We start from the raw sequence: 21,298 nt of genomic DNA, 5'->3' as shown, positions 1-21,298 counted from the left end.
CGTTTCTTCTGTCTCCCCTTCAGAAGTGCAGTGCGGCATGCACCTTCAGGTGCGTTCCTCCCTGACTTCCGGCCGTCCGGCCTTCCGGGCGGCCGCTTTTTATTCAGCCGCTTCCTTGATTCCGCGCGACAACAGGGCCTCACCCAGGCCAATGGCAAGCATCTCGAGAAATCCGGCGATCCGGTCGAGCCCAACTCCTGGCGTTCGGCCGTCACGATCGAGGTAAGTCGCGCGGTCGATCTCCAGCTGGATGGCGTGAACCCCAGCAGCCGGTCGCCCGTGCCGGGCAACGATCGCTCCTCCGGCGTATGGATCGTTGAGGGCGGTCCTGAATCCCGCCTTTCGCGCGATTCGCGCAGCTTCCTCGCACAGCCATGTGGCCGCGCTGGCCCCGTGCCGGTCGCCGATGACCATTTCCGCCTGGCCCGCGCGCGAGGGCATGGAATGGCAATCGATCAGCACCGCTTCCCCGAACCGGCCGGTTAGCGCTTCCAGCTCCTTTTCAAGCAGGTGATGGTAGGGACGGTGAACTTCGTCGATCCGCCGCTGAAGCTCGGCCCGATCGATCCTCCGACGCCACAAGGTGCCGTGCCGATGAGTCCGGGAAGGAATGAGGCCGAGGCCGTAACGGGCGCGGGGGCCCACCGGAGCCGGCGAGACATTCTCGATAACCGCCGGATCAACTTCTTCCTCTTCCCGATTGCAATCGATGACGGCGCGCGGAACGTTCTGGACGACGGTCCCAATGCCAGCGCCAATTGCTCGCCAGCACAGTCGGTCCACGAAGGGGTCCTCGAGCATTTCCAACGATTGTCGACCTTGCGCGGCATTGGCGAGAATGACCGCATCATATTCTCGCCCGGCATGGGGCACCGATAAAAGGACCGGTAGTGACCCACGCGAGGGATGCAGGGTAGCAGGAGGGTAGGGGCGCATATGCAACAGCAAGCACCCTAATCGTGCCAAATGAAGACAGCAATTGCCTCAAGATGCGGCAACGGCTGGAAAATCTTAAGGCATAGGCGCATAGAGTGACCACGATGATCAGGATTTTGCTCGCCGAAGACGATACGTCGATGCGCGAATATTTGCAGCGCGCGCTGCAACGCGTCGGTTATGAAGTCGAAGCGGTCGGCTGCGGCACCGAAGCCATGCCGCTGCTTGAGGCCGGCAAGTACGACCTGCTCCTGACTGACATCGTCATGCCGGAAATGGACGGGATCGAGCTTGCCCAGAAGGCCAGCGCGATCGACCCGGCCATCCGCGTCATGTTCATCACCGGCTTTGCGGCGGTAGCGCTGCAAGGTGGTCGGACGGCGCCGGAAGCGAAATTGCTGTCCAAGCCGTTCCACCTGAAGGACCTGGTGGCCGAGGTCGACCGCCTGTTCCAGACCGAAGATCAGCACGGGCGGCTCTAAGCCGCTTTAACCCCCTTGCGGGATTGGGAATCGGCCCTTAAAGGCCCCCTCCAGATGCACGCCGGATCATCCCGGCGGAAACCCCGAGTGGGCGTGTAGCTCAGTGGTAGAGCACTGTGTTGACATCGCAGGGGTCGCAAGTTCAATCCTTGCCACGCCCACCATTTTAACTCATTGAAATATATAGCTTTTTTCTGCCGGCGGGACCATTTCGGGGCCGTGAATTCCGGCGCAGTTCCCGTGCATGAAATTGCAAAAAACATAACAATTTCAAATAGTTAATCGAACGGGAACGCTTTCTGCGTTTTATTTACAGAAAACTAGGAGCCCTTGTGCTGTTACCACAAGGATCTCATCGCAGCTAACGGCCAACTTCTACGGTTTGGGCGGCTCGACGGGCAACAGTGTTGAGCGGATGACCGATATCGTTAAGGTCGTTGCGGCTGCGCTCGCGATCCTGTGAGGTCAGCCCCGAGAACAACAGAATGGCAACCGCTTCGAACACGCCCTCCACACCGCTTGGACCTCGTACGGTACCGACGGATTCGTTGATCCCGAATCCTCACAATCCGCGCGTGCTATTTGACGAGCTTCCGCTGAGAACGTTGGAGGAATCGATCCGGCGCGTCGGCATCCTGGTGCCGATCACTGTTTTCCAAGCGACTGGCTCCAAAAAGTATACAATATTGGACGGCCAGCGGCGGTGGATCTGTGCGCAGCGGCTTGCGTTGGCAGACGTCCCAATCAATCAAGTTCAAGAGCCGACGGTGGCTCAAAACATCGTGACGATGTTTCAGATCCATAAGCTCCGGAAGGACTGGGAGCTTATGCCAACGGCTCTGAAGCTCGGCGTCTTGATGAATGAGTTGGACGAGCGTCGGGATGCCCAACTTGCCGATCTGACCGGACTCGACGTAGCCGTCGTTACACGATGCAAGAAACTACTGTGGTACCCGAAGCAATATCAGGAGATGATGCTTTACGCGGATCCGGAAGATCGCATCAAAGCCGACTTCTTTATTGAGCTGTACCCCATCCTGACCGACCGGCTCGTCTCACGAGCGCAGTGGTACGACCGCGACATGATAATCGATCGGTTCTTGGTGAAATATCAGGAGAAACTGTCCGGTTTCAAATCGATCACGGACTTCAGGAAAATCAAGCAACACATAAGCGTCGCGCGAGCCGCAGGACACGAGGACCAGATCCTCGATCGCCTACATCGCTTCATTCTGGATGACCGCATCGATATCGAAGATCTGGAGATCGATACCGCAAAGGTTCACCGCCGGGCATCAGTTTTGGTGCGCACGTTAGCCAAACTGATGGATCAATTGAGGGAGGTCGAAGCGGAAGCGTTCCTCGGCGAAGAGGACCTATGGGTGGAACTTGAAGAGCTGCATGCGCTGATCAACTCCAAGCTCGCCGAAGCTGACCGACGGCCCAAATGAACGACGCGGCGCAAGCCCGCACGCGCGAAGAGGAGTGGGCGGAACGTTTTCGGTTTTACATTGAACCCCCGACGGTTGGGGCCATAAAGGCGTGGCTGGAACTTTTCGAAGAAGCTGATCGGCCCACGGCGGCGAAGGCCTTGGATCATGTGCTGATCATCTCCGAACGAGAAATTCAAAGGGGCTATCGGGCAGCATTGGAGACAATTCCCGGTTGGTCTGCTGATCCAGCGGTGCGGCAAGGAAGCTGGTTTTTTGTTGGCTTTGGACGCGCCGGCGAGAGCGGACCTGCAATGGTCCGATCATTCCGATCTGCGAACGACTTGGCGCTCGCCAAGTACGATGGCTTGTTCTGTGACCTGTCAGATCTGCCGTACAAAAAGCTAACGGCCAGTGACACTGTGGTTTTCATCGACGATTTCTCAGGAACTGGCCGTCAGGTGTGCCGTCTTTGGCCGGTCGTTAGTGAGCTAGTGGCGTCAGAGGCCGTCTGCCACTTGATCCTCACGGCCGCGACGACCGCAGCTGAGACCGCCATTCGAGAGCGCACCCAGTTGATCAGCCACGTCAGTCATAGCCTCGGGCCAGACGCAAATGTCTTCGATGAAGCCTGCACAAACTTTGATCAGGCTGAAAAGGACACCTTAGCCCGATATGGGGCAATTGCTGATCCGCGACGACCGCGCGGATACGGTGACTCCGGACTGCTCCTCGTTTTGAGCCACAAGACACCGAACAACTCGATCCCGATCCTTCATGTGAATGAGGACCACTGGAAGGGCCTCTTCCCGCGCTATTTGAGGGCTGCCTAATGGGCGACGCTGGCCGTATCGGTCGGCTCAGAAAGTGAAAATAAGCTCTTGCTAAACATCCGCTCGCGTCGGATTCTTAAATTAAGCTGGGGAAGCGGATGACCGGTCGAATTAGTTACATGGGGACAAAGCATGACCTCGCCGATCGCGTGGCGCAGGTCATCGCTGACTGTCGTCCAGGGCGACTGCTTGATGCCTTCGCCGGGATGGGCGCAGTCGCCGAGGCTCACGCGGGTAAGCGACAGGTCTGGACCAACGATGTTCAGCATTTCGCCTATCTGGCCGGCCGCTGCAGGTTTACGGATCCGATTGGTCCCATGCCCGCTTCGAAGATGCGTAAGCTTGCGACCCCTGTTTACCGGCAGAACATGGCCTGTTTGCGCGAACAAAACCGCATAGCGTGGAAGGCAGCGGTAAAACTGCCGGCGGCTGTCACGTTTGATGAGTTCGACCACCTCTATCAAAAGATCTCGGCGCAGGAGATCAATCGGAAGGACGCATACGGCTGTTTTACCGGTATTTACGCCAACACCTATTTCTCTTTGACGCAATGTGCCGAAATTGATTCGATCAGATGCGCTCTCGATGCCCTGCGGGGTCGTGGTGAAGTAACACCCGCGCAATTCGATTGGGGATTGCTGGCTTTGGGCCACGCAGCGCTACGGCTAGCAAATACCACGGGCCATTTTGCGCAATATCTGCGGCCGAGCGCCAAGAACCTTAAGCGGGTCACCCACCAGTTTGGGCGTTCTATCTTCGACCAGTGGCTAGCAAGCTTGGGTTCTTTACTGCCCTCCGGAACGCCAGACTGGCGGCGCGACAATCTCGCGAGCCGATCTGATTGCGATTCTCTCCTTCGGACCATTCGTCAGTCGGGCGATGTCGGCGTTGTCTATTGTGACCCGCCTTATACCGACGATCAGTACTCGCGATTTTATCACATCTGGGAGACACTGGTCCTTTATGACTATCCGGTGGTGACGGGCGTGGGACTTTATCGTCCGGACCGTTTCACGACGGATTTTTCTCTTCGAAGCAAAGTGGCCGATGCGTTCAAAGCGCTCGTCGAAGAGGTCGCATCTACGGGTGCCGATCTCGTGCTAAGCTATCCTTCAAATGGCCTGCTACATGATGTCGGTTTGAGCCCATTGGAGGTGCTCAAGGGCACATATTCGAAGGCTGAGTTGGTCACGGAAATCCAGCATAGTCATTCCACAATGGGTGCTTCAAAGGGGCAGGCTACCGCCGCCGTCGCTGAGTGCATTTATCTGGCCAGAGCATAGGCGCCCACGCAACTACGCAGTCATCAAGAAAGAGGAGGCTCGAACTCACCCTCGACATAGTTTGTGGGAAGGGTGTTCACGAGATGCTCCACGACCGACGATAGGACCTTTAGATCATCGTCCTTATACGAGCGACCACTCGGATGGGCGACGATACGGCGGATTCTGTTCACCGTGTCGAACCATCCGCTGTAGAAGTGCTTGCCTCCGGATTCGTCATCCAGTCGGATGCTAAGGGCATCTTTGACGGCATCTCGGACATCCTTTTGGACCGCGATTTTCTGAAGCTGAATCCAGTCGAGGTACGCTTCCACCGGAAGCTTTTCCCCTGCTTCATCGTCAATTCTTTTCGCTTGGCATGCCTTCTGGATTTCCTTTGGCACTCCCTGGTCGAAATATTCCTCTCCGTAGATCGAACGCAGCCGATCAAGGAGGAATGCAGGGACAACCTTCTGAATCCACTTAACTTGTCGATCGGCTAAATCCGTCACCTCGCCAGAAGTTAGGCGTTTAAAGTCGCAATACCCCTCGGGAGCGAAATCGGGCGCTGACTCGATAACCAAGTCGACTATGCCAAAGAAGTAATGATGGAAGCCGCTGCTTCCGAAGATCACCTTAAATTTGTCTTCAAACTCAGCATCGGTCGCTGTCTGAATGAACGTAAGCACCGGTTCGATATGAGGCTTAATGGCGTTGTACAGATCATGGATCTCAGCCGCCTGCGGCTCGAAGCCCAGCTTTTTCGAGGCATAACCGATTAGCTCGCTAACGAGCCGAATGTGACTTCCGACGCCAAAGTTCGTGCAAAGAAGTCCCGGCTTTCCAGCTTCCCATCGCTCCGGATTAGCCAGACGCACTTCTTCGAAATGCAGTTCAAGTAATGCTACCAGACGTTGCAGGGTAGCTTCGGACGTGCCGTCCCAGCACGGGCCATGAACGATATCTCCGCTGCGCGGATTGATCGTTCCAATCAGTCCGGACTGATTTATCCGATCCTGAATGCTCCGTACGTTTAGCGGCTGAGCTGTACCTGCGGTTATTCCGGGCGATACTACTTTGCCTTCTAGCGGGCCGCCACCTCGTGTGTTGAGCAGGTCAACTGCCCGAGACGCAATTGCAGCTAGGCGCTCCTTCGGGACCTCAGAGTCCCATTTGACCTCTCCCTCTAGTGCCGAAAGCAGCGTCGGCGGAACGGTTGCCTGCTTCGAATTGATCTCAACAAAGATGTTCGCCTCTTCCGATGCGGTTACCGAGTCAAACCCAATGAAGAACAACGGCGTTGCATATTCCTCTGTGGTGTACGTCGTCCCGTACAGCCTGTGTTGGCCATCTATGACCCAGCAACTCTTGTACCGGTCAGGAAGGATGAGATTGCCGAAGGCAACCGAGGAGATCTCATCCTTAGCCTTTTGTTCGAATAGGGGCTTGCGATGAAAGTTCAGGAGGATCGTGTTAGGAAAAAACTTCCCTGCATCGAGAAACGCCCCGATTTCCTTGAGCCGCGTCGGCTTCACAATTCGCTGGTATGATGGAGCGCCGGAAGGATCGCGCAGGTCACGGTGGTTTACGAAAGCGATCCTGAGGATGTCTTTCGCAAGCGCAGAGAACAAATAGGCAGTCTTGCCGCCAAGCTTGGTCTTCACCGCAGGCACCTTGCGCCCGGCTAGGGCGGGCACTTTTTGATCCTCAAGGTACTCGGCATGAAATTGGTATCGAGCGGCAGGCCCAAGCTTCTTCGAGAATTCTTCGAAGTAGATCAGCTCCAAGCCCTGGATCACCTTGATGTTATGGTCGGCGGCTCGCTTTAGGTCTTCCTTCGACCAGCGAATATTATCGGTAACGAAGCACCAGATGATCTTTGGTTTGTATGCTTCACCGTAATGTTTCCGGATCGCATCCGCCATTGGCTTCATCAGGCCGGCGAACTCGTTCAAGTCCTTAAGCAGGGACCTTTTCGTCGGCAGCTTGCAGGCCTTGCACTCAGCAATGACGACCGTTTCATCGTCTTTCGCAAATACGTCGACCTGTTTCTCGGTGGCTTCCTCACCCTTACCGACAACAACCCGGAAATTCCGACCCTTGTTAAGTTCCGAATATCCGAAACGATAAAGGATATTCCAGAAACGGTTTTCGAGCACCTCGTCGAAGCGTTTTGGCCGTCGCATGCGTAGAGAGTTTTTGTTCTCCCGCTGCACTGACCACCCGTCCGCCTCTCTTGTAGAGCGGAGCGGAATTTCTATGGTTTCTTCATCATAAGTCTTGCTTCGGCGTGCGTACTCGGCACGTTTTTCTCCGAAGTCTTTTACAAGGTCCCCAAGCATTTTCGCTCCCCCGAAAAGCGATAAATGCAAAAGGCCGCATTTGTGTCAAACTGCATGGCGGAGAAAAAATGAAATATAATACCGTGACGTTATCGCGTTTTGAGACGGTGGTTGCCGCCTTGCACAGCTTAGGCGGGCAGGCACGGCCTGCCGAAATAGCGGAAGAAGTTAGAAGACTGTTTCCCGGTCCTCACCCCGACAGTCTGCTGCAAAGCGTCAGAGCCCGTATCCAAGAATGCTCGTCGGACTCTAACAACTGGAAGGGGAAGCGAGACCTCTTTTACAGCGTCCACGGGATCGGTGGCGGCGTCTGGGGACTGAGAGCGATGGACCCACTCAATCCCGCCAATGAGGACGGCATCGCGGACTCAGCCGAAGCTTACATGGCGGAAGAAGGGGCCGCCACCCTCCGGACGCATCTGCGGCGCGAACGTTCGAGGTCTCTCATCGACCGCTTCAAGCAACAGCTTACGTCGTACGCTTGTTCGATTTGTGCTTTCGATTTTGCGACTACTTACGGAGAAATCGGGCACCATTTCATTGAAGCCCATCACAAGATTCCAGTCTCACAGCTACAGCCTGGTGCTAAGACCAAACTAGAGGATCTCGCTGCCGTTTGCTCCAATTGTCACCGGATGCTTCATCGCGCCGGAGGAATTTCCGTCGATGATCTCAAGGGCCGTCTCCAGAGTTAGCCTTCACCGAGCGTCTTCTGTGTCGAAACGGAGCTAGCTTTTTGACTGAGCACGGCCGCTCGCCCTTCGTGCGTGCGCCAACGCGACCGTCGAATCTGCCGGCGCTGCACGAGAACGGGTGACCTGCCTTGCGCTAATGGGGGTTGGGATGTTCGGACGACGCATCCTTTCGTCATATGCATCGAGCGAAGAGTTAACTCGACGAAGCAAGTTTTCCATGTCGCCGTGGAGCCTTTGAAATTTGGCAATTGAGGCCTCTAGAGCTGCACAAATTCGGTGCGCTCGATCCGCCTGAATTTCCACGCTCTTAAGGTTGTTCCGTTTTCCCATTCGCTAGACCGTACGGGCCTCCAGAGGTTGTTTTCGGCATCCCAAGAGTTCATTTCTTATGTGCACGGCTTCTTCCGTGCGATTGGACCTAAGGTCACGTTCGCCGGCGCTTCCAGCAGTGCTAGTTCTGGCGGAAGGTGCGTGAACTGAAGCGTAGGCCCAATGAGCGTCGTTTTAGGTAGTTGGACGAATTCAGTGGCGCGGGGCGACTTGCTGGCTTTATTGGTCATGAAGCTCCTCTGTCGGAAATTCCGACATTTTGCAAGCTGTCCTTTTCGCAACGACGCGACAGGGTTGATCCGTCGTGGCTAGGACAGAGCCGTCCGCACGCTTTGTGCCACTTGGCATACAGTTGCGATCGCGTCGGGAAGCCGCTGGCCTCACGCAAGTTGAGGTTGCGCGGGCATTAGGGTGGAGCCATTCAGCAGTCACCGATATCGAGGCCGGCCGCCGTCGGCTGAATATTTTCGAGTTTGTCGACTATGTCATCGCGCTCGGATGCGATCCCATGAGGACCTTCGATGAATTAGTCGCTGGAGCCTATCAGAAGGGGGCGAAGCGTTAGTCATCGGCAGCGAGGTGTTGAGCCGGACTCAACATAAAGCCTCTGTGTGTAGATTCCCGTGCAATTCCCGTGCAATTGAAGCTCGAATCGGGCGAATTTGCTGCACTTTTGGCGTTTTAAAATGTCAAATAGTCCGAAAAGCGGCCGTTTTTGCACCTATCACGCGTGTTGACATCGCAGGGGTCGCAAGTTCAATCCTTGCCACGCCCACCATTTTCTTCTCAATAAATCAGCATCTTATCTCTTGCGGCTGGCTTTGATCTGCAGGGTTCGGTTGGTTCAACTGAACTGAATTGCTGATTTGGAATTGCCAGGCATAGATGTCCGCTTTGCGCCCATTGCGGACATAAGAGCGTGTGATAGCTTCCCGGAATGGGGGACGCATCATGAAGGTCCACTTTCCGCAACCTTTGCGTGGCTGGCGCGAGTTTGCCGGCGAAGTCGGCGTCATCGTCCTCGGTGTTTTAATCGCTCTCGGTGCGCAGCAGGCTGTGGAATGGGTGCATTTCAGGAACGAGCAGCGAAACACGCTAAAGAGACTGTTTGAAGAGGCTCGGGTCAACGTGACCGAGCTGCGAAACCGGCAACCAAACGCAGCTATGATGCAGCTTGAGATGGATTTTGCCACGGAGCTGACCAAGGGGAAGTCCTGCCCGGCGGTAGAAAAATGGGCGGCCGTTGAGACATCGAACATGTATCGTTCGGTCACGGTTCAAACTTCGGTTTACGATGAGATTGTTGGAGCCGGTGGTCTCGCGGATGTCGGCTCGACCAGTGTACGAGACGCGGTGGCCAAGTTCCATTCGAGGCTCAAATGGGTTCAAGACCAAACTAGCTTTTTCCGTTCGGCGATGGTTCTTCCAGTGCAACTTGATGACCCTCGACGGTCATTGGCCTACGACCCTTCGGCCCGGGAACCATCGATCGTTACGTTCGATCGCCAAGCTTTGTGTGGTGATCATGGCTTCCAAAGCCGTGTCGTCGAGAGTGTCCGTAATCACGTTGTTTGGGATCGATATCGGCTGCGCTTGGCGGACGATGCCATTCGAATGTGCGCGGTTCTCGCTGCTGAACTCGGCATGGAGTGCACGCCGTCTGAAGGCGCCCCATTTACGGATGCCGAGCGGCGCATTGCGGAAGGCGCGTTGCCGAATAGCTGAAGCACTATTGGCACCTAATGACCGCTTTCCACCCATTGCGGACATTAGCGCGGCAGGGAGTCACGAAGGGTTGCGGCCTCGGCAACCATGGCCTGGCCCTCGCGCTGAAGATCGCGAAGCCGATCCACATATGCCGCATATTCCGGCCGCAACTGGCCACCGTCATAAAACGCAGCTGCATTGCCGAGATGTGGGAGCACCCGCTCCTCGCTGAACGCGTTGTAACGCAGGTAACGTTCCCCGAAGGAGTCCGCGCGGCTGTAAAATCTCGCGAGCCGGAAAAAGACCACTGGATCGAGCGAACGTGTCGCGCCCGTCGCCACAATGCCGTCCCAGGCTCTGGTCGGTGGGCGCTCGCCGCCACCCTCGCGATAGACCGGGGGGGGCGGTGTCTCGCCACGCTTTCTTGCCTCGTCGAAATCGCGAAGGAGGATCGTGATCCGCTTGTTTATTTCAGCACCATGCGTAGCCGAGTCAGCGAGGCTTGCCCGAAGCCCGCCAATCATCGTTCGATAATATGAGGCCTCCTGCCGAGCTTCTCGGAAATTCTCGAGCGCGAACGCAGCGGTCACGCCGACGAAAACAATGATTAGTTCAAACGCAAACTCGCCGAGCAAACCTCGGTGCTGCTCGAAAAACTGCCCAAGCGATGGAGTTCGTTCCGCCACCGTGCCAATATACGCACTTTCGGCAATCTGCCCAACGACCGCTTTCCATCAATCGCAGACATCGGGCGCTTTGACCTCACCCTGCCTCGCGAATTTGACCCTTTAGCCGCTCTGCTTCTCTCGATAGTTGGCGCGCATTCCAGATCTTCTGGTCGAGGTCCGCAATAACACGATTGAGAGCCCACTTTAGGTTCGGGATTGCCCGCACCTCGGTGGCGATGCGTTCGGCGGATCGCGGGTCCATGGTCGACGTGCAGCGATCGGAAAGTCTCGGCGTGACGCTCCCAAATTTGTCCGTCTGAAGAACCTCCGGACAGTCTTTAAGCACTTGCGCCTGGGCAGAGAACGGAAGCACGGACCGGATCGTTTCCCGATAGGGCGGAACATTGTCGAACAGGCGCTGCATGGTCGCCTGGCCGACATAATAGTTGGCGATGCGCTCCCGAAGCATTCGGTCGCCGAGGAACTCCGCCTTCCCGGACGCGACGACCTCGTCATAGGTGAAATGGCGGATCGCCTGGGGGATGTGGTTGCTGGCTTCATAGGCGTGGATGATGAACGCGCCGGGATCGTCGCTGACCGGCCTGTCGAGCGCGGCCAGTGCAGCTCGCGCGTGCGCCAGGACCTGGCCGTAGTACTGGATGCGGAAAGCAATATCGCGCTGGTCGGATTCGAGGTCGAAGTAGAGCCGATCACGATATTCACGGCCTTCAGCGCGGTCGAGCCGCGCCTGGTTCCAATTGTTGACCTGAATGCCCAGGAACACGCCAAGGATGAGGATGACGAGGTCCACTGCCACCCCGAACCAGTTCTGGCGCTCCGCTTCCGCCCGTAGCCGTTTGAGGATCATGCTTCCCCCCAAATCACGCTAGGCGAAGCGAGGGCCTCCTGCCAGCCCCCGCCTCGCGCGCCAAGCCATACTTTCCCACAAGCCAGTAATCGCTATCGTGCACGGCACCGAAGCGGTGGAGGGGGCCATGTTCCAGGCGGTGCGTCTTTGGTGGGGCAGTGGGCGTGGCAAGGTTACGACGCGGCTGTTCCTGTTCGAATTTGTCGTCGTGGTGGCCGGCGTGTTCACCGCCCAGGCATTGGCCAGTTGGCTCAGCGATCGGGCGGAGGATCGAGCAATCCGCGAGGAAAATGAGCGAATCCGTTTTGAGATCGGTCGAGCGCGCCAGAATGCGCGGGTATGGTTGGCCGCCACCCCGTGTCTTGAAGAGCGGGTCAGCCAGGTAATCCGCAAGGCATCTTCCGAGGGGCAACTGAGCCCCGACGAGATCAACCCTCCGCGCTTCCTTGGATATACTGTGGGAGAACTGTCGCCCGACGTCGATCGCTCCTTCCGCAGCCGATACAGCGCGCGCACTGTGGACACTTATGCGGGCATTTCATCCGCATCCAATGCGATTGTGGATAGCTATCGCGAAATGCGACAAGACTGGGAACGGTTTGCGCTGCTCGATCCGGACCTCGGGACACCATCGCCGGCGGATCGGGCGACCGTCCGTGACGTAGGGGTACAAGTCCGCTCGCAATTGCGCCGCCTGCGGGTTCAGGCCGAAGCCATCGAACAGGCTGCCGGACGACTTGGGATCGAGCCACGGACTTCCGACGCAATAGTTGGTGACGCGACACCGATAGAAAATTGCGCCGAGATCTGGCGCACGGGAATCATTTGGCGTGAAGGCGCCTCCTGAAACTCCTGCTTTATTCCTCTGCACCGAGGTGTCGATCAGGCTCGAAGCCGGCCAACCGACGTCCGCTTCCTACCCATTCCGGTCAATAGCATCCGAGAATGATCGAGCGTCGCAACCTGGCCGGAAGCGGACCGTCCCCTTATGGCAGCTTTCAACCCAAAGCAGATATTACGATTAATGTCGCAAACTACGCTGTCACGATTGTTGCTGAAGAAATGGATTCACGAACGGTTTTGCACATGGTTTGAGGGTGAAGCCAAAGCCTTTCATGTCTCCTTTCGCCTTGCCGATTAGCTCGTCCAGACGTTCCCTGTCGTTCCAGCCCAAAGAGCGCATTTGTTCGGCGACGCCCGTTGCGGAAATACCCTCCGTAAGAAGGCCAAGGTTTGATCGTGCAGTGAAGTACGACTTGGTGAGCTGCCCGCGCAGTTCCGGCGTCAACGTCGCTTGGTAGGAGAGGATCTGCAACGTATTGCCCGCTTCACGATCGGTTGCGAGCGCCTGCCGCACCTGGTCGAAAGTTGAATAGATGTCTGCGATAGACCTGTACCGCTCCGGCTCCATTGAGTTCACAGAGCCGTTCGCAATCGCAGCTCGCCAAGCGGTGTCGCTTACGTCAAGGGCGAAGAATCCGTAAACAGTGGGATGCTTCGGCACCGCGGGTGCAGTCATGAACAACGGGCCAGGTATGACGCGACTGGGCGAGTGACCTTCAAGCATACCTTCGATTACTTCCAGGCGCTCGCGGCGGCAGTCCGCCACCACATTCTGCATGACCAAGATCATGAGATTGTTATCTAGCTCGTCCCGGATGGCCGCCTCCGAGACTAGCGCAGCGCTTCGGTTGTTGGCGTCTGTGACCTTTTGTTGAAGCCAAAGCGCGAGAAGCACGCCGGCCACGACCACCACGAACTCCATGGCCCAATGGGCGATATTACGTCGCTGTCCTTTGCTAAGCTTCCGCAGCATCGGTCCCCCCATGCTCGATTGTAGCAGCGAGCAGGAACTAGAAAAGACCGGTCTCCAGTCTGATGTTGCTGAGCAGCCGCTTTCCACCCTCTGCAGTCTTTAGGGTGTCCGGCGCAAAACCAATCGGATGTGACGGGGGAGCGGCATTGTTGTATTAACGACTTTATGTTGGTCGAAATGTCCGCAGGTCGCGCCGGGCAGCAAGGGCTGGAACTGCTGTTCCAGCGATCGCCATCGTTAATGGCTGTGCTCGAAGGCATCGATCACAAGATCGTATCCGCCAATAATGCGTTCATCGATCTTGTCGGGAAACGCGCCCAAGTTGGCAAAAGCCTCGCCGATGCTCTTCCGGACTATGAACAGCAGGGCATCGACAAGATTCTCGACGGAGTCGCGCGCTCGGGCCAGGCATTCGTCGGCCACGGCATGTCGTTCACTGTAGAGCGAGCGGACGGATCGACAGAAAGGGTGTTGGTTGACTTTGTTTTCCAGCCATTGGCCTCGTCAGAGGGTCAGGCACCAAGCATTTTCATCCACGGAAGCAATTTTACCGAGGATCCGCGGAACGACACGCTTCGAATGGCGCACAATAAAGTCTTGGAATTGGCGATTGCCGACGCTCCGCTCGAATCGACACTTTCTGAGCTCATTCGCATGGTCGAATCGACCTCGTGCACAGGCGTTCTTGGCTCTATCCTGCTGCTGGACCCAGACGAAGTGCACCTGCGCGTCGGCGCAGCACCCAGTCTGCCTCCCGAATACAGCGCCATATTAGACGGTGCGGCGATCGGCGACTGCAGGGGTTCGTGCGGCACCGCGGCATATCTCGGTGCGGCCGTATTCGTTTCCGACATCGAAACAGACCCGCTCTGGGCGGATTTCAAGCACCTACCGCTTGCGTACGGTCTTCGCGCTTGCTGGTCGATCCCCATCCTTACGTGCGGACGCAAGGTCTTAGGCACTTTCGGCATGTATCATCGCGAGCCGCGCGAACCGACCGCCCGCGACCTCATGCTGGTGAACCTGATTACACAGACAGCGGCGCTGGTGATCGACCGCGAGCGTGCCAAATCGGCCTTGCAGAACTTCACTACAATGAATGGCCGATCGCCCGATTATCAATCCAGTCCGGCCGCCCCCGCAAATTAGGCAGCTAGGCGCAAGCACCGGTAGTCAGTTTCATTCTTGTCGTCCCGCTTGAACGTCGCGGTCGATCAGCGCAAACTACATCAGCCGAGCGGGAGGAACCGTGTCACGGATCTTTTTGAGCTATGCTCGAGATGACGCGGATGCAGCAAGGCGGCTCGCGGATCTCATTGCCCAAGCCGGCCATGACGTCTGGTGGGATGACCGCCTTCATGGCGGCTCGCGTTTTGCAAAGGAAATAGACCGCGCCCTGAAGAATGCGGAAGCGGTCGTCGTGCTCTGGTCCGCAGCGTCGGTTGAGTCAGCCTGGGTCCAGGACGAAGCGGCGGAGGGTCGTGACTCCGACCGTCTGGTTCCCGTCGCGATCCGATCTGCCAAGCCGCCACTCGGCTTTCGTCAGTTTCATTCGATCGACTTGGGCTTCTGGAACGGTAATGGCCGTCCGGCAGAGCTCGACAGAGTATTGGATGCGATCGGACGCATCTGCGTAACCGAGCATGCCGGACTTTCCACCCAGCCTGCTGTGGGAATGGCGCAGTCCAAATTGTCGATTTGCGTTCTGCCCTTCTCTAACATGAGCGGCGATCCCGAGCAGGAATATTTCAGCGACGGGATCAGCGAGGACATCACGACGGACTTGTCGAAAATTTCCGCGCTCGATGTCGTCGCGCGCAACACGGCGTTCGGCTTCAAGGGTCAAAATCCGGATGTAAAGGAGGTGGCCAAGTTGCTCAAGGTCACTCACGTCCTTGAAGGCAGCGTGCGCAAGGCGGGCAATCGTATTCGAATTAATGCCCAGCTGATCGATGGGTTGACGGGCAAGCATCTGTGGGCCGATCGCTTCGACCGGGACCTTACCGACGTTTTCGAAATTCAGGACGAAATGTCCAAGGCGATTGTCGACGCGCTGCAGCTTCGGCTCCTTCCACAGGAAAGAGAGGCGATCGAAGATCGTGGGACGGCAAACGTCGACGCCTACAGCCTTTATCTTATGGCGAGACAGCAGTGGGTTACCGGAGGGTTCACTGACCCTGCGCGCCACCGGTTGATCGTCCGGCTATGCCGTGAGGCAACAACGCTGGATCCGAACTACGCCCAGGCGTGGGCGCTGATGGCATTGGCCCAGGCGCTCCTTAGATTTTGGCATGGTACCGAGGATGACGCCTTGCCGGCGGCGGAGCGCGCGCTTGCGCTCAATCCCAACTTACCAGAGGCGCATTGCGTCAAAGGCCGGTATCTCGAGGACGAAGGGCTATCCAGGGAAGCGGAGCGGCACATCCGCTCAGCACTCGAGCTTGCACCTGAATCCTGGGAAGCCAATCGCGAAATGGCGGCATTCTTGTACCGGCACGGCCGTCACAGCGAAGCGATTCCGTTCTTCGAAAAGGCGGCATCGATGATGGAAACCGATACGTCGAGCGCTGGCATGCTAATGAGCTGCTACCAAGCGCTTGGAAACGACGAGAAGCTCCGAGAGGCAGCCAGCATGTGCGTTCGGCGCGCGGAGCGTGCTATCGCTTATGACCCGTCGCACGCCGTGGAGCTGGCGTGGGGGAGCAGCGCGCTGGCATATCTTGGTGAGCGTGACCGCGCGCGCGACTGGGCGCGACGAGCTCTACTCGTAGATCCCGACAATCAGGCGATGAGGTACAACCTCGCCTGCGCCTTCGTGACCGCAATAGAAGATCGCGAGGCGGCCCTGGAAATTCTCGGCCCGTATTTCGACAGGGTGGACAGCAAGATGCAGCTGCGGCACCTCGACGCCGATCCAGACTTCGATCCGATCCGCGATGTTCCTCGCTTCCGGGAAATGCTCGCCGCAGCGAAACATCGGCTGCACATGGAGACGGACAGGAGCTAAGAGATGCCCGTTTCCTACTTAGACTGGACGCTCAGCAACTAGCGGACCTGATTGGCCTCTTTTGGCTCTGGACTTTCCATTCGAGCATCCTGGAAGCCAAGTTGTTGAAAGATTCTGAATCAATGCGAAGTGCAATGTCCGCTTTCCACCCATAGCGGACAATGTCGGCGCAAGATCAATTCACCAACCACGCGGCCCTAGCGTTCCATCCGGTAGAGCAGGTTTAGGGTTACGCCGGTTTCCAACTGACCTGGAGCCACAATGCCGCCATCGCGCTCAGGTGCTGGCGGTGGAGGCGGCGGTGGAGGCGCCGAGGCGTTGCTTACCCGCGATCCGGTGACAATCACTTCGATACCTCGATAGGAAACACCTTCCTCGACCGACAGAAGCCGAACGCTGGAGTAATCGTTGTTGCGTGCATATTCCAACGCCTCTGCCTGGCCCCGCGCCATGGCACGAACACGGGCCTCACGACGCAGCGGACCGGGATCGGCAATTGCGAAATTTGGTCCGTAGACAGTATCGGCCCCGGCCGTCGTGAGCGCATCAAGTAAGGACGTTAGCGTGTCGATGTTGCGCGTTTTGATCTGCACCGAATTGCTCGCGACGTAACCGATCAGAGTCTGCCGTCCACGCCCACCGGGTTCGTTGTCCCAGCGATAGTCCGGTTGCAATTGAATGCCCTGAGTCTGGATGTCGCGCTCGCGAATGCCTGCAGCGCGAATGGTCGCAAGTAGCTTTTCAGTCTTTACCTTATTGGCCGCGACCGCTTCGGTTGCCGTCGACGCTTTGGCCTGCGTGCCAACCGTCATGCTCGCCTCGTCTGGAGGAGTTCTCAACGATTCCCCGATGTTCACGCGAACCAACGGCGTGCTCGCCATTTCCGAAATGCTGGCTGTCGGAGCCTGTTGGGCCAAGGCCAGCGAAGCGTGGCCAATCGCGGCCGCTGCGGCAAATATTACGCAATACTTCCGAATGTTCATGGGAAACTCCTCCGCAGGCGAATAGCTGCCGCCCGATCCTAAGACGCGACAGCCCGGCAAATCCTTTGAACGCTCCAAAAAGAATTTCGGAACTACTCCCGAACGGTCCAACAGCGGGATTTTGCTGGCGTCCGCTTGTTCCTGTCCGATGGCCGGAATGGGTGGAAAGCAGCCATTAGGGCAGTTCGCGCAAAAGGTCCGCACTTGCCGCCTCCGACCGCGCGCTTCGGTGGAAGAGGGCGGCGGCGATCAGCCAGAGCAGCACGAAGAAGCCGCTTAGCTTCAGGACACCTGTTGCACCCATCGGATCCGACGCGGTCGAGGGCGCGGTGGCTACGGCTATGGCCAACAGCAGCTGCACGCCGGCGACCGCAAACATGGCACGCGCCATGCCGTCGGGCCGGAGTTGGGCGACGAAGGCGCACGCCGCCGCTGTCGCGACGACGCCGAAGAAGCCCTGGTTGACCGGATTGTCGTTGCTGCCGACGATGCCCACCGCAAGGTTCATCCAGACCTGCAGGATGGAAGCCGCCAGCGCTGCTCCGACACCTAGGCGATAGGCGATTCGCGCCGACTTGCCCCACATCCGTGCGTCTCCGGTTGTTGAGGACACATCGTGCATGAGCGGCAAGGCAACGTCATGAGCAAGATGTGAGCTTTTGCTGAAACGCCACCTGCATCCCGGCAATCCCCAATGACCGCAGTGGGTGGAAAGCTGCCACTAGAAAGGCGGCGGCTAGCGCACCGGATCAACAGTTTTGAAAACGCTTTCGCATGGCTTGGTGCTGGCAAGAAATGCCAGGATGTTTGCTGCCAACCATGCGGGGCGCTCGAGAAATAGGTGATGTGTGCTCCGAGGCACTTCCAACGCCGCTCCGCACTGCCGGCGTGACAGGAATTCGGCTTGCTGGCGAAGCATCCACGGTCGCAGTGCCTTTACAGAGTAATCGATGAACGCCTGCCGCTGTTCGGCGCTCGCTTCGGGTGGAACCTGCTCTGCCACGTCCTTGGAAGTGTAGAAGGCAAGCGAAGGGGCGGCGATCTCCTCCCACTTGGCCTTGGCGGCAATATCTCCGGCCAAAGCCGCACCCGCTGTTTTCTGATCCGTCCTCGGAGCGACGCTCTTGGGTCCCTGCTGCATGGTTGCAGCGACATCAGCAACGACCGCCTTACTGCGAACTCCGAGCGCCTGCTGACGCCATTCGGCAAATGAAGCGACGGTGGCGAGTGCGGTTGGCGAAGGCGATGCTGACGGAGGCAGGGCAGCCATCAACGATGGCACTTCCGAACGATCATAGGCGGCGTCGATGTAGACCAAGCGATCGACGCGCTCAGGGTGCTTTGATCCAAGCGTCGCTAGCTCGCCGCCGGCAAGGCTGTGGCCAACGAATGAGGCTCGCTGGATCCCCAGGTGATCCATCAGTTCGAGCAGGTCGCCGACTAAGGCCCCGTTCGAATAGTCACCATTCGATGCATCGCTGGATTGGCCATAGCCACGACGCGTGACGGCGATAACACGGTGCCCCTGTCGCAGCAGCGGTCCGAATTCATCGAAGACATGGGCCGAGCTTCCCAAGCCCGCCAACAAGATCACGACCGGACCCTGACCGCCATGGTCGATGTAGTGAAGCCGGACGGACTTCAGCTGGCAGTAGCTGTCGCCGCCGATCGCTGCGGACGTGCAGGCGGTGTCCTTTGCAGAAGCCGGCGCAGCAAAAAGCAGTGCCGCGAATGCGGCTATTACCGCGCTTCTCATTAGAGGCGATAATCCAGCGTCAGACCGAAGGTGCGCGGCCGGACGTAATAGTCGATCGGCCCACGCACGAGACCCAAGGTGGCTTGCGAGATGCCACGAACGTCTCCGATATTTTCAAGGAACAGGGTGGCCTCGAAATGGCCAAGTGTCGCACCAGCTCGCGCATCAAACAGATTATACCCGCCCTGCGTCTGAGGCGATGGAGTAAGTTCGCCCGGCGCCTTTGAGACGTAGCGATGGCTCAGCGACAAGAGTGGTGCGTATTTGGCTTGGCGGGCATTGTACGAAATGGAAGTCGCGGTCTGCCATTTGGAAGCTCCAGGAAGAGTGGTTCCCTCCGGGATGACGACGGCGCCGGTGACGAAATCGCGCCTCAGTTCACCATCTAGATAGGTGACAGAGCTTTGCACTGTGAGATCGCGGATCGGCCGCCAAGTTAGCCCGGCTTCGAAACCCCGATTCCGAGCCTTGCCGGCATTTGCCGTGTAGGTGAACCCGCTCGGGCTTCTTTGCGTGACCTGGATGTCCGACCAGTTCACCCAGTAGATTGTGCCGTCCAGGAGGAGCTTGCCATCTGCCAGGGTAAGGCGGGTTCCAAGCTCATAATTCCAGAGAGAGTCGGAATCGAACTGGCTCGGAATTTCAAAGACTGGGTCGTTGGCGATGTTGGGTCCACCAAAGCGGAAGCCCTTCGATACAAGGCCATAGACCATCACATCATCGTTTGGCGTCCAGGTCAGCGCGAGCTTGGGTGAAAATCCGGTTTCGCTTGAACCGCCCTCTTCAACGGTCGTTACCGGCCCGGTGAATGGGCCAGCTCCAGTGGTGGTGGTGGAGTCCAGCTCCGTGTGGAACAATCGTCCGCCAGCCGTGATCTTGAACGCATCCGAGACCCGGAAACTGCCTTCGCCGAACACGGCGCTTTCTTTTGCATCAATGTCGACCAGCGCTTCCAGCAGCACAGAAGACCCGAAGACGCCGGCCGCAGCTGGAGCATCGAGCACATTGCTGATCTTTTCAGAGGTTCGATCGTGGAACAGGCCGACAATATACTCGAACCGCTCTCCCACGGGTGATGCGAGGCGCACTTCAAACGAGTCGCCTTTGATCTTTCCGGGCTCAAGAAACGCGATTGGTGCAAAGTCCAATAGGGCACCGCCGGCAAAGGTAGAGAAATCCTGCGTTCCCGAGAATTCCTTCTTCCGATGGGTTGCAGTTGCGATGAGCGTCGCAAACCCAAGGTCCTGGTCGAGCCTCAGGTTGTGAATGTTGGTTTCGTAGCGGAACGGCTCCGCGATTAGCGTGCTCTTTTCGAAGGTGCCCAGTTCAGGCTCGACGCCCCCGGCATCACGCGTCTTTTCGACCTGACGCAGGAAGAGATAATTCAGGTCTGTGCCATCCGCTGGCTTCATCGTAACCTGGACTCGCCCACCGTTGATGGTTGTCCGATTTGAATTGTCATCATCGGTTCCGATGTTGTCGACAAATCCAGCAATGCTGCGATGGCTAAGCACACCCCGCACTGCCAACGCGTCATTCACAATCGGCACATTGACCATTGCATTGGCCGAGTAGCCTTCGTCGCCGTGGGCCACCGTCTCAAGAGTGCCGCGAACGTGTACGTCGACTGAGTTGAGGTCGGGCCGGCGGGCCTGGTAGTTGATTGCACCGCCGAGGGAAGCAGATCCGAACAACGTACCCTGTGGGCCACGCAGAACCGCGACATTATCGACATCGAACGTATCGAGGTCCGGTATTCCGCCCGAGTAGAACGGTTCGGTCATGGGAACGTCGTTGATGAAATAGCCCGTCGTGCCCTGAGCCTGCGCAATTCCGGTGGTGGTGGCCACGCCGCGGATGATGGCCGTGGAGTTGCCGGGTACCGTCTGGTTGAAGACGACGCCGGGCGTCCGCGTCAGATAATCTACAAAGCTGCGAGCACCGATGTTCTCGAGCGACGCCTCGTCGAAAGCTGTCACCGAAGCGGAAATGTCGCGAACCGGTTCCGCCCTCTTTGTGGCGGTCACAACGATATCGGCATTTTCAACTTCGGCGGTCGCTGGCGCATCCTGCGCAAATGCTGCCGAAGCTGCCATCGATCCCAAAAAGATCGACCGCCCCATGAATCTTGCCACGGACGAAACGGTTGGCTTCTGCATGCAATCCCTCCCCTGTCAGAATCA

Annotated in this window: 19 protein-coding genes and 1 tRNA gene; 11 read left to right on the top strand and 9 right to left on the bottom strand. The window is 57.6% G+C overall.

Going from position 1 to position 21,298, the window contains the following annotated elements:
- Positions 1-99: 99 nt before the first annotated feature.
- The gene (locus tag LZ496_RS12220; protein WP_249905133.1) at positions 100-936 is read right to left on the bottom strand and encodes an N-formylglutamate amidohydrolase; all 837 of its coding nucleotides are present in this window, start codon (positions 934-936) and stop codon (positions 100-102) included.
- Positions 937-1,040: 104 nt separating this feature from the next.
- Here LZ496_RS12220 and cpdR point away from each other — a divergent pair, with 104 nt between their 5' ends.
- The 5 genes from cpdR to LZ496_RS12195 all read left to right on the top strand — a co-directional run bounded on the left by cpdR (position 1,041) and on the right by LZ496_RS12195 (position 4,964).
- Positions 1,041-1,418 (top strand): cell cycle two-component system response regulator CpdR, encoded by a 378-nt coding sequence (gene cpdR, locus LZ496_RS12215; RefSeq protein WP_249905132.1) that lies wholly within the window; start codon positions 1,041-1,043, stop codon positions 1,416-1,418.
- 89 nt (positions 1,419-1,507) lie between these two features.
- Positions 1,508-1,582, top strand: a tRNA-Val gene (locus LZ496_RS12210).
- A 321-nt stretch (positions 1,583-1,903) separates the two neighbouring features.
- On the top strand, positions 1,904-2,869 hold the full coding sequence (locus LZ496_RS12205; RefSeq protein ID WP_249905001.1) for a ParB/RepB/Spo0J family partition protein: 966 nt from the start codon (positions 1,904-1,906) through the stop codon (positions 2,867-2,869).
- A complete protein-coding gene (locus LZ496_RS12200) occupies positions 2,866-3,681 on the top strand; it encodes a phosphoribosyltransferase-like protein (protein ID WP_249905000.1) in 816 nt (271 codons plus the stop codon). Before LZ496_RS12205 ends, LZ496_RS12200 begins: the two co-directional genes overlap by 4 nt.
- A 98-nt stretch (positions 3,682-3,779) precedes the next feature.
- Positions 3,780-4,964 (top strand): DNA adenine methylase, encoded by a 1,185-nt coding sequence (locus LZ496_RS12195; protein ID WP_249904999.1) that lies wholly within the window; start codon positions 3,780-3,782, stop codon positions 4,962-4,964.
- Positions 4,965-4,987: 23 nt separating this feature from the next.
- Here the strand turns inward: LZ496_RS12195 and LZ496_RS12190 are convergent, their stop codons facing one another.
- Positions 4,988-7,285: a DGQHR domain-containing protein gene (locus tag LZ496_RS12190; RefSeq protein ID WP_249904998.1), complete on the bottom strand. Its 2,298-nt coding sequence runs from the start codon at positions 7,283-7,285 to the stop codon at positions 4,988-4,990.
- A 68-nt stretch (positions 7,286-7,353) separates the two neighbouring features.
- Here LZ496_RS12190 and LZ496_RS12185 point away from each other — a divergent pair, with 68 nt between their 5' ends.
- The 3 genes from LZ496_RS12185 (at position 7,354) to LZ496_RS12180 (ending at position 10,035) form a co-directional block, all read left to right on the top strand.
- On the top strand, positions 7,354-7,980 hold the full coding sequence (locus LZ496_RS12185) for an HNH endonuclease (protein WP_249904997.1): 627 nt from the start codon (positions 7,354-7,356) through the stop codon (positions 7,978-7,980).
- 634 nt (positions 7,981-8,614) lie between these two features.
- Positions 8,615-8,875, top strand: coding sequence for a helix-turn-helix domain-containing protein (locus tag LZ496_RS14095; protein WP_366516735.1), 261 nt, complete (start codon positions 8,615-8,617; stop codon positions 8,873-8,875).
- A 386-nt stretch (positions 8,876-9,261) separates the two neighbouring features.
- Positions 9,262-10,035: a hypothetical protein gene (locus LZ496_RS12180; RefSeq protein ID WP_249904996.1), complete on the top strand. Its 774-nt coding sequence runs from the start codon at positions 9,262-9,264 to the stop codon at positions 10,033-10,035.
- A 44-nt stretch (positions 10,036-10,079) separates the two neighbouring features.
- Here the strand turns inward: LZ496_RS12180 and LZ496_RS12175 are convergent, their stop codons facing one another.
- Both LZ496_RS12175 and LZ496_RS12170 read right to left on the bottom strand, forming a co-directional pair.
- The gene (locus tag LZ496_RS12175; RefSeq protein WP_249904995.1) at positions 10,080-10,607 is read right to left on the bottom strand and encodes a hypothetical protein; all 528 of its coding nucleotides are present in this window, start codon (positions 10,605-10,607) and stop codon (positions 10,080-10,082) included.
- A 172-nt stretch (positions 10,608-10,779) separates the two neighbouring features.
- Positions 10,780-11,553: a hypothetical protein gene (locus tag LZ496_RS12170; RefSeq protein ID WP_249904994.1), complete on the bottom strand. Its 774-nt coding sequence runs from the start codon at positions 11,551-11,553 to the stop codon at positions 10,780-10,782.
- A 97-nt stretch (positions 11,554-11,650) separates the two neighbouring features.
- On the opposite strand from LZ496_RS12170, the gene LZ496_RS12165 reads away from it, so the two are divergent.
- Positions 11,651-12,400 (top strand): hypothetical protein, encoded by a 750-nt coding sequence (locus LZ496_RS12165; RefSeq protein ID WP_249904993.1) that lies wholly within the window; start codon positions 11,651-11,653, stop codon positions 12,398-12,400.
- Between the two features lie 195 nt (positions 12,401-12,595).
- Here LZ496_RS12165 and LZ496_RS12160 read toward each other — a convergent pair whose 3' ends face one another.
- The gene (locus LZ496_RS12160; RefSeq protein ID WP_249904992.1) at positions 12,596-13,369 is read right to left on the bottom strand and encodes a hypothetical protein; all 774 of its coding nucleotides are present in this window, start codon (positions 13,367-13,369) and stop codon (positions 12,596-12,598) included.
- Between the two features lie 165 nt (positions 13,370-13,534).
- On the opposite strand from LZ496_RS12160, the gene LZ496_RS12155 reads away from it, so the two are divergent.
- Entirely contained in the window at positions 13,535-14,518 is a 984-nt protein-coding gene (locus tag LZ496_RS12155; RefSeq protein WP_249904991.1) for a GAF domain-containing protein, read from the top strand.
- A 100-nt stretch (positions 14,519-14,618) separates the two neighbouring features.
- Positions 14,619-16,376, top strand: coding sequence for a TIR domain-containing protein (locus tag LZ496_RS12150; protein WP_249904990.1), 1,758 nt, complete (start codon positions 14,619-14,621; stop codon positions 16,374-16,376).
- A 197-nt stretch (positions 16,377-16,573) separates the two neighbouring features.
- Here the strand turns inward: LZ496_RS12150 and LZ496_RS12145 are convergent, their stop codons facing one another.
- The 4 genes from LZ496_RS12145 to LZ496_RS12130 all read right to left on the bottom strand — a co-directional run bounded on the left by LZ496_RS12145 (position 16,574) and on the right by LZ496_RS12130 (position 21,274).
- Positions 16,574-17,563 carry an SIMPL domain-containing protein gene (locus tag LZ496_RS12145; protein ID WP_249904989.1) on the bottom strand — a complete coding sequence of 330 codons (990 nt, stop codon included), beginning with the start codon at positions 17,561-17,563 and terminating at the stop codon, positions 16,574-16,576.
- Positions 17,535-17,972, bottom strand: coding sequence for a hypothetical protein (locus LZ496_RS12140; RefSeq protein ID WP_249904988.1), 438 nt, complete (start codon positions 17,970-17,972; stop codon positions 17,535-17,537). The genes LZ496_RS12145 and LZ496_RS12140 overlap by 29 nt, the downstream gene beginning before the upstream one ends.
- 123 nt (positions 17,973-18,095) lie before the next feature.
- Positions 18,096-19,115 carry an alpha/beta fold hydrolase gene (locus LZ496_RS12135; protein WP_249904987.1) on the bottom strand — a complete coding sequence of 340 codons (1,020 nt, stop codon included), beginning with the start codon at positions 19,113-19,115 and terminating at the stop codon, positions 18,096-18,098.
- A complete protein-coding gene (locus LZ496_RS12130) occupies positions 19,115-21,274 on the bottom strand; it encodes a TonB-dependent receptor (protein ID WP_249904986.1) in 2,160 nt (719 codons plus the stop codon). Before LZ496_RS12130 ends, LZ496_RS12135 begins: the two co-directional genes overlap by 1 nt.
- Positions 21,275-21,298: the final 24 nt, after the last annotated feature.

Origin of the sequence: Sphingomonas caseinilytica (assembly GCF_023516455.1) — a bacterium.
GTDB lineage: Bacteria > Pseudomonadota > Alphaproteobacteria > Sphingomonadales > Sphingomonadaceae > Sphingomicrobium > Sphingomicrobium caseinilyticum.
The sequence above is the reverse complement of the archived record's forward strand: the minus strand, read 5'-3'. Positions and strand labels throughout refer to the sequence as shown.